This window comes from Thermostichus sp. MS-CIW-26, assembly GCF_054059115.1.
Genome location: NZ_JBSSBV010000075.1, coordinates 1 through 7,144, shown reverse-complemented (window position 1 = coordinate 7,144; position 7,144 = coordinate 1). Strand labels below are relative to the sequence as shown.

The 7,144-nt window shown below is 56.7% G+C and carries 9 protein-coding genes; 5 read left to right on the top strand and 4 right to left on the bottom strand.

Translation table 11 applies throughout. The features are described from left to right. Positions 1 to 164: 164 nt before the first annotated feature. The gene (locus ACVWZU_RS14110) at positions 165 to 704 is read left to right on the top strand and encodes a DUF3611 family protein (protein WP_414332564.1); all 540 of its coding nucleotides are present in this window, start codon (positions 165 to 167) and stop codon (positions 702 to 704) included. Between the two features lie 338 nt (positions 705 to 1,042). Here ACVWZU_RS14110 and ACVWZU_RS14105 read toward each other — a convergent pair whose 3' ends face one another. Then, complete coding sequence (locus tag ACVWZU_RS14105) at positions 1,043 to 1,180, bottom strand: photosystem II reaction center protein K (RefSeq protein WP_414332566.1); 138 nt, start codon at positions 1,178 to 1,180, stop codon at positions 1,043 to 1,045. A gap of 121 nt (positions 1,181 to 1,301) precedes the next feature. Next, positions 1,302 to 1,547 carry a photosystem I reaction center subunit PsaK gene (gene psaK, locus ACVWZU_RS14100; protein WP_011431775.1) on the bottom strand — a complete coding sequence of 82 codons (246 nt, stop codon included), beginning with the start codon at positions 1,545 to 1,547 and terminating at the stop codon, positions 1,302 to 1,304. Between the two features lie 357 nt (positions 1,548 to 1,904). Between psaK and ACVWZU_RS14095 the strand changes: the two genes are divergently transcribed. Together ACVWZU_RS14095 and ACVWZU_RS14090 are read left to right on the top strand one after the other, a co-directional pair. After that, entirely contained in the window at positions 1,905 to 2,876 is a 972-nt protein-coding gene (locus ACVWZU_RS14095) for a fatty acid desaturase (protein ID WP_011431774.1), read from the top strand. A gap of 1 nt (position 2,877) precedes the next feature. Continuing rightward, positions 2,878 to 3,768: a hypothetical protein gene (locus ACVWZU_RS14090; RefSeq protein ID WP_457445529.1), complete on the top strand. Its 891-nt coding sequence runs from the start codon at positions 2,878 to 2,880 to the stop codon at positions 3,766 to 3,768. Here ACVWZU_RS14090 and ACVWZU_RS14085 read toward each other — a convergent pair. After that, positions 3,765 to 4,958, bottom strand: coding sequence for an RNA-guided endonuclease InsQ/TnpB family protein (locus tag ACVWZU_RS14085; RefSeq protein ID WP_457445527.1), 1,194 nt, complete (start codon positions 4,956 to 4,958; stop codon positions 3,765 to 3,767). The two genes, ACVWZU_RS14090 and ACVWZU_RS14085, sit on opposite strands and share 4 nt — an antisense overlap. A gap of 160 nt (positions 4,959 to 5,118) precedes the next feature. Here ACVWZU_RS14085 and ACVWZU_RS14080 point away from each other — a divergent pair, with 160 nt between their 5' ends. Further along, complete coding sequence (locus ACVWZU_RS14080) at positions 5,119 to 5,988, top strand: SDH family Clp fold serine proteinase (RefSeq protein ID WP_457445525.1); 870 nt, start codon at positions 5,119 to 5,121, stop codon at positions 5,986 to 5,988. Here the strand turns inward: ACVWZU_RS14080 and ACVWZU_RS14075 are convergent. Further along, positions 5,980 to 6,660, bottom strand: coding sequence for a J domain-containing protein (locus ACVWZU_RS14075; protein WP_457445531.1), 681 nt, complete (start codon positions 6,658 to 6,660; stop codon positions 5,980 to 5,982). The genes ACVWZU_RS14080 and ACVWZU_RS14075 overlap by 9 nt on opposite strands. Positions 6,661 to 6,744: 84 nt before the next feature. Between ACVWZU_RS14075 and ACVWZU_RS14070 the strand changes: the two genes are divergently transcribed. Beyond that, positions 6,745 to 7,038 carry a DUF3082 domain-containing protein gene (locus ACVWZU_RS14070; protein WP_414350285.1) on the top strand — a complete coding sequence of 98 codons (294 nt, stop codon included), beginning with the start codon at positions 6,745 to 6,747 and terminating at the stop codon, positions 7,036 to 7,038. Positions 7,039 to 7,144: the final 106 nt, after the last annotated feature.

The window sequence follows — 7,144 nt, the reverse complement described above, 5'->3', positions numbered from 1 at the left end:
AGACTTTTGGCCGGCAAACCTATATCGAGGCGGGCTTTCCTCCCGACACCAAGCCTGCGGCTATGGTGCGGGCCTCCAGCCCGAAAATTTGGTGACTGGGGCCGGAGAATGAAGATAGGCTGGAAGCGAACGTTGGTGTTCATCCAGGCGAGCGGGGGAAAAAGATGAACGAGCCCATGTCGCCGTCAGTACGGGCGGCTATCGAGCGGATGAAGTCTCGTTTGCGCATGACTCGTCGCTTTGGGTTTTGGTTCCAGGCAATCTTGGGGGCGACGGCGCTGCTGCTGTGGTTTGGCTTTTTAATCGGCCAAAATACCGTCTATCGAGATGACTCGCTGGGGGCTGTCATCGCCTTCTGGTTCACCTTGTTTACATTGCTCACCCTGGCAGCCGGTCTATTTTTCAACTGGCGCTACTTGCTCCACGCGGAGCGCCGCTCAGCTTCTGCTGATGCCCTAAGCCAATTGGATTTGCCCAAGCAGTTGCAGTTGGTCACCTATGTCAGCCTCATTGGGGCCTTCCTTGCTTTGATTGGTATGGAAGCCCAAGTGGGCGAGCTGTTGGCGCGCATGTTTTCCCGCACCCAGGCCAACCAGGTGACAGGAGTGCTGCTGCTGGCCGCCAACATCAACGTGACGTTTGCCCACTTCGTCTGCTTGGCAGGGGTTCTCTGGATTACCGGTGTCCTCGACCGCGAACCCTAGCGCCGGATCCCTGGCCCACCTTTGGGAGTCATGTGGACAGTGGCGAGACGGCTTGTTGTTTTTATAGTCGTTTACAGTCGTTCCAGTTCAGGGCAAGACACCTGAGCTACTGTTCGCGCTAGCGGGACGGAGTCCTTGAAAGGCCTTCTGGCACGGTGCATTTAACGTTTTAGGCGTGGGTGCAGTGTCCTAGTTTGAATCGAAATGACCATAAATGGGCAAAGCAAAGAGCCCCCAACTTGGGAGATAAGCTGGGGGAAGCCCTTTAGGTTTGCTTGAGTTTTCTCCAGACCACCCAGGCCTTTGAGACCTTTGCGACCTCAGTAAAAGCAATGGCTTTACTTAAAGCCCACTGCCGCTTGCCAGACAAAAGCCAGCAGGAAAAACAGAACAGGGATGATCGGCAAAATGTCGATCAGCGGGTCAAACAATTCATAGCCTTCCGGCAAACTGGCCAGGAGCACCATCGCTGACATAGCAACAAACCTCAGGGGAAAATGCGGCTGAAGAAACTGCTTCTTTCAGAATTAAAATAGAGCCTAACATCATCCAGCAGGGATCCGGACTAAGTTCAAGAAATGTAAAGGAAGTGGCGACCTAGAGAACGCCAATGTTAGAGAGGCCCAAAACGACCCCCACTCCCAACAAATGGCCAAAGCTGGCAACCCCGATGACTTCTGGCCAGGTCATTCCCAGTACCGGCCCAGTCTCTGAGGCCACTCCAGAGGAGGATTTGAAGCTCAAGTAAGCCAGCCCTGTGCAGAGCAGAATGATCACGGCGTTCAGGGGGGACCAGGGGCTGGTTTGAGCGGTCAGAGCCAACAGCGCAACAACAGGCATCATGGTTTCCATCCTCAGCTCAGGTTAACCGACCCTTAGATTACCCCTCCTGCTGGGATCCCCTCGCAATCTGCACATGAATTGCAACAAAACCTCACACTACGGCTTTTCTCTGGCTTCAGGGGCAGTTTGCCGTTGCCGGGATCCTTCAGGAATCCTTGGCCAGGAGAGGAAGGTGCCCCCATGGCTGGGGTTGTGAGGAAAATAAGGCTTGGGCTGAGAAGCTGGGCAGGTCTCTGCCGTATACTAACGAAAGTTAACAAACTTATCTCTTCGATCTCTTTTCGGTGTGATGACTGGGACGCGCTGGCTCGACCCATCCTCTCTGTCTGCACTGTGCGCACCTAAGGATGGCTGCCGATGACTGTTGCTGCTACTGCTGAACCAGCCCAAAAACCTTTCGCATTGCCTCGTGAGCTGTTGGGGCCACCCTCGGAATTTTGGAATCCCACCTTGCTGATGTTTTTGGCTGCGGTGGTGCTTTCGGCCTCTTGCTTTGGCGGGTACGCCTTTTGGCACTGGCCCAAATGGATGGTGTTCTGGCTCAATTTTGTGGCCCTCTATGTTCTGGGCACGGTGATTCACGATGCTTCCCATGGCTCGGCCCACCGCAACCGCTTTCTGAACGAGGCACTCGGACACGGCTCTGCCCTGTTGCAGGGTTTTGTCTATCCCGTCTTTAAGCGGGTACACATGCAGCACCACGCCCACGTCAACCATCCTGAAGACGATCCCGATCACTATGTCTCAACGGGAGGGCCGCTGTGGCTGATCGCGCCGCGGTTTTTCTACCATGAGGTGTTTTTCTTTAAGCGGCAGCTCTGGCGGAAAGGTCGCTGGGATCTGCTGGAGTGGGGCTTGAGTCGGCTGGTGGTTATCCTGACCTTTGGTCTGGCCAGCTACTTCGGCTACACCGACTACATCATGAACTATTGGCTACCCCCTGCCTTTATCATGGGGTTCTTGCTGGGCTTGTTTTTTGACTACCTGCCCCATCGCCCTTTTCAATCCCAAGAGCGGTGGTACAATGCCCGCGTCTATCCCGGATGGCTGACCAACATTCTGCTGTTGGGGCAAAACTATCACCTGATCCACCATCTCTGGCCTTCTGTTCCCTGGTACAAATACCAAGCAGCCTACTGGGCAGCCAAACCTGAGCTGGACGCGCGCAACTGCCAGCAAACGCTGGGGATCTGGGAGAAGGGAGAGTTTTGGGGCTTTTTGTACGATGCTCTGATCGGTCTGCACTGGCACAAGCCCACTTCAGCTCACCCCGCTGCGCCAGCCAATCCAGAATCGGAGGGATCCCCTGCGGATCCACAGCTTGGCTAGCATGGTTTGGCCAACGCTGCAAGTCCCGCAGGTGCTGCTGTTTGTGGAAGCGGCCAGCCTGTTGCAGGACTCTAGCCAGGTTTTGTTGCAGGCCGGTCGGGCAACGGCAGATTTGCCGGAGTTGATTGCAGAAGCGCAGGCGCGGGCCGAAGTCCAGGTGCAGCTCCTTGGGATCCCGGCAGACTTGCGGGCACAGGTGCGAGGGATCCTCAGGTTGACCTCGCCTCAAGAGGTGTTGGCCTACTTGCAGGACTTGCTGGACAGGGGATCCGGCCCGGATTTGGAAACCTTTTTGGAGCAGGCGGGATCTGCCTCTACGGTGCTGCGCTTTCCCCCTCTGTTGGTGGGGGCTGTGGCTCTGCAGGTGTTGCTGGAGCGGTTGGACTTTTCCCCAGAAGAGCGGGCTGTGGTGCAAGCCCAACGGGATCAATGGGAACAGGCCCTGGCGGAATTGGCCATCCACCACAGGGTTTCCCCAGAGCCGCTGCAGGCTGCTGCCGAGACGGTGCTGCGGGCGGCTTCAGCAGAGGAGCTGCTGCAACTGGGTCAGGATCTTTTTCAAGATCTCCAAGATCTCGCTGTTGCTGATTCTGAGCCAGAAGCCGAGCCTCAGGTGGAATTGGCGGGGCCTCTGCTGTTCATGATGGTGGCGGATTACCTGCTGGCCCAAACGGAGTATCCGCTGACCCCGGAGCAGCGGCTGGACTTGCAAACCAATCGCGCCGAGGCAGAAACCCGCTACTTGGCCATGCAAAAGTTGGGCCGCATTGAAAACTTGGCGGAGCAACAGGCTTATATTCGATCTTGGATTGACCAAGCTTCCGTACCGGATTTGCTGCAGGCTTTGGATCGCCTTTTTGCGGCGTGTAAACTACCCGGCTCCGACCGCTAAGCGGTACGGAGCGGGCTTTCAGTAGCCCTGGGCCTGCTCTGCTCTACCAGAGAACAAAACAGGCCCGAACCTCTAGGCTGGTTTACGACAGCCCCCAAAAGCGCAATCACATTCGCACCATTCAAATCCGCATCTCCTCCCCATCCACAGTGCCCACACTTAAACTTCTTTCCACTGCGGTAGGATTGCGCAGGATCGGGATGGATATGCAAACACTTGTGGCAGGTCTGCGACGTGTAGGCGGGCGGCACAAGAACCAGAGAAACCCCTGCAACCCTCGCCTTGTACTCCAGAAACTGACGTAGTTGGTAGAACGCCCAACTGTTGGTCCTACGCCGCTCGGCTTTGCTGCGTGGCTGTTGATTGACTCTTTCCCGGATCCCTGTCAGGTCTTCCAGAGCAATAGCGCTGTTGGTAGCTTTTGCCCTAGAGACAATAGCTTTGGAGATGCGATGATTGACCCACACTTGAAAGCGTCTCTCCTTGCCAGACAGCCGTTGCAACAGTTCTCTGCATCTGCGCCGCGAACTGCGGGTGCCCTTACTGGCTTTGCGTTGGAGTACCGCCCTCAACCGGGAGTAGTGGTCTCGGACTCTGTTCAACTGCTGTCCATTCCAGTTGTCCCCCTCTGACGTATGAGCAATATCCGTCCTTCCCAAATCCACCCCGATCACCTTGTCGGTATCTTGTTGCTTGGGTGGTTTTTTCTCTACGCAAATCTGGATGTAGTAGGAGCCATCTTTGCGCTTGACCAGGGTGGCAGATTTGGGGTTGGAACCAGCCAGCATCCCACGCTGGTAGTTGCCAATGGCCAGTTCAAAGCGTTCTCTCCCTTCCACCGTGGTCAGCGACACCGTCCAGTCTTTTTGACGGAACGAAAAGATGCGGGCGTCGTAGGTAGCGAAGCCCCCTTTGAACGTTTTGACGGGGCGGTTTTTCTGTTGGGCAACTTTACGGGCACCGGCCAGCCGTCTGCAGACCTGCTGAGCCAAGTTACTGGACAAGTCGAACCGGGCGCGGATTTCGCGGTAGCACAGAGACTGGAGCTTAACGGCGTTGGCGACTTTCTCCGGCGTGTTCTGGTTGACCCAATTCAAGGCTTGGCCAAAAGCCTCCAAAGTCGCGTCCAGTTTGGCGGCTTGCGACTGGGCTACCTTGAGCTTGCAGGATACGGTCAGGGCTTGGGTCATAGTTCTATTGTAACCTCGCATTCCTCCCGGCACTGACCCTACGGGTACAGTGCGGGGCTCCTGCGATTTCTAGCTGAACCCAACTCGTGAGGCCCAGAGATCACCAAAGGTTTGCTATCCCCTATCCTGGAAGCAAAGGGATCCCACTTGAGGTGCGAAAGTGGACTGGGGCAGCCTGTTCTGGATTTTCCTGATCTTCAGCTCTTTGCAACCTCTGCTGAACCGTTGTGCCCAAGAGTTCCGGCGCTTGATGGCCATTCGGGAGTTGGAGCAAAAGCGGGGCAGCCGGGTGATTCTGCTCATTCACCGCCAGGAGTCGATTAGTTTTTTGGGGATCCCGGTTTCCCGCTACATCAGCATCGAGGACTCCGAGCAGGTATTGCGGGCGATTCGCCTTACCCCACCCAATACCCCGATTGATTTGATTTTGCATACCCCCGGTGGCCTGGTGCTGGCCACGGAGCAAATTGCCCGCGCCCTGATCCGCCATCCGGCCAAAGTGACGGTCTTCGTGCCTCACTACGCCATGTCGGGGGGGACAATGCTGGCCCTGGCCGCCGATGAAATCGTCATGGATGCCAATGCAGTCCTGGGGCCGGTGGATCCGCAGTTGGGGGGGTATGCTGCCGCCAGTATTCTGCAGGTGGTGGCGGATAAACCCATTGCCGAAATCGACGACCAAACCTTGATCCTGGCGGATCTGGCCCGCAAAGCAATGCAACAGGTGCAGAACTTCGTGCGGGATCTCTTGAAGGACGATGTGCCCAAGCGCAAAATTGCCCCCGAACGCATCGAGCCCCTCATCCAGTACCTAACCAGCGGACAAGTTACCCACGACTACCCCATCACCGCCGAAGAAGCCCAAAGGTTGGGCCTGCCCATTTCTACCGAGTTGCCACCCCAAATCTATGCCCTGATGGACTTGTACCCACAGGCCACCATGGGCCGCCCTTCGGTGCAGTACATCCCCATCCCCTATGATCCTCGCCCCTCTCTGCCCAGGGGGGGATCCCGCTCTGGCTTAGGGTGAACTCTTGGCGTAAGCTTCCATAGCTTCCAGGCGCAGCCCCCCTGCCCGGCGAAACAGCTCTTGTCCGGTGTGCAGATGGCGGTCGTCGAAGTTCAGGGGGAAATACTGCAGCTCCTCTAGAGCGTCCTCTAGGTGGTTGAGGGCGTAGTAGAGGCGAGAAGCCACTCCCCCCAGGCTGCTGGGATTGGGGAGGCGGCCAAAGATCTGCTGAGCTTGGGCCAGTTTCTGGCTACACTCTTCCAAATAGGTGGCGAAGGACTCCAACAGGTCGGGATCAAAGGGATCCGCCGCCAAAGCATTCAACTGAGGCTTTAGGGAAGACAACAAGGGCCCCAACACTCGGTTTAGAGGGGTGTAGACCTGTCGGATCCAGGCTGCACGGGCGATGGCTTCGTGGCTGACGGTTTCATGGGGAGATCCCCTCGGCTGAGGGCAGGGTGAGGTGCGGCTGGAGTGCAGTTGCCGATCGTATTCGCGGCGAGATTGCGGATCCTTGAGCACCGCGTAGGCAGCGTTGATCTGGCGGATGCGCTCAGCGGTGGCCCGATCTTTTTTGGCCAGCAGGCTATCGGGATGGTGGTACTTGACCAAACGACGGTAGGCAGACTTGATCTCCTCCGCCGTCGCCGCCACGGAAACGCCCAAAACTTCGTAATGGGATCCGCTCTCCATAACCCCTAGGCTTGCCGGAAAGAAAAGAAACTTCCACATTGTACCTGCAGCCTAGAATAAAGGTGAGTTTTCCGGTGCTGCCCCATGTCTTCCGCCTCGCCCCAGGGATCCCCCCATCCTTTCAGTGCCCTCTTGGGGGCCGCCATCGCCGTCAGTTTGGGCTACGGGTTCTTTCAACTGCTGCTCTCGATGTTGGCCAAGTTGCCGCCAATTGAGGTGGAGATTGGATCGTTGGCCCGCGGAATCAGCATTCTGGTGCGCTACCTGCTGGTCGGTTCCGTTTCCCTGATTGCCTTCATGTTTGCCATGGTGGGGTTGGGGCTGGCGGCCTATTGTGTGCAATTGCTGGGAGAGCGGCTGACCTCCTCTCAGCGCTGAACCTAGGGGCACAACCTGATACATTTACGCTGAACACTGCTGAACATCACTGTTCAACTATGCAGCGATAGCATTCTGTTTGTTTCCAACCAGAATGGCGGTATCC

What these genes read in the sequence shown, in the direction of transcription:
- ACVWZU_RS14105 (WP_414332566.1), bottom strand. Translation starts at nt 1,180, where the DNA reads ATGTCAGCGATGGTGCTCCTGGCCAGTTTGCCGGAAGGCTATGAATTG.
- psaK (WP_011431775.1), bottom strand. Translation starts at nt 1,547, where the DNA reads ATGATGCCTGTTGTTGCGCTGTTGGCTCTGACCGCTCAAACCAGCCCC.
- ACVWZU_RS14090 (WP_457445529.1), top strand. Translation starts at nt 2,878, where the DNA reads ATGGTTTGGCCAACGCTGCAAGTCCCGCAGGTGCTGCTGTTTGTGGAA.
- ACVWZU_RS14085 (WP_457445527.1), bottom strand. Translation starts at nt 4,958, where the DNA reads ATGACCCAAGCCCTGACCGTATCCTGCAAGCTCAAGGTAGCCCAGTCG.
- ACVWZU_RS14110 (WP_414332564.1), top strand. Translation starts at nt 165, where the DNA reads ATGAACGAGCCCATGTCGCCGTCAGTACGGGCGGCTATCGAGCGGATG.
- ACVWZU_RS14070 (WP_414350285.1), top strand. Translation starts at nt 6,745, where the DNA reads ATGTCTTCCGCCTCGCCCCAGGGATCCCCCCATCCTTTCAGTGCCCTC.
- ACVWZU_RS14095 (WP_011431774.1), top strand. Translation starts at nt 1,905, where the DNA reads ATGACTGTTGCTGCTACTGCTGAACCAGCCCAAAAACCTTTCGCATTG.
- ACVWZU_RS14075 (WP_457445531.1), bottom strand. Translation starts at nt 6,660, where the DNA reads ATGGAGAGCGGATCCCATTACGAAGTTTTGGGCGTTTCCGTGGCGGCG.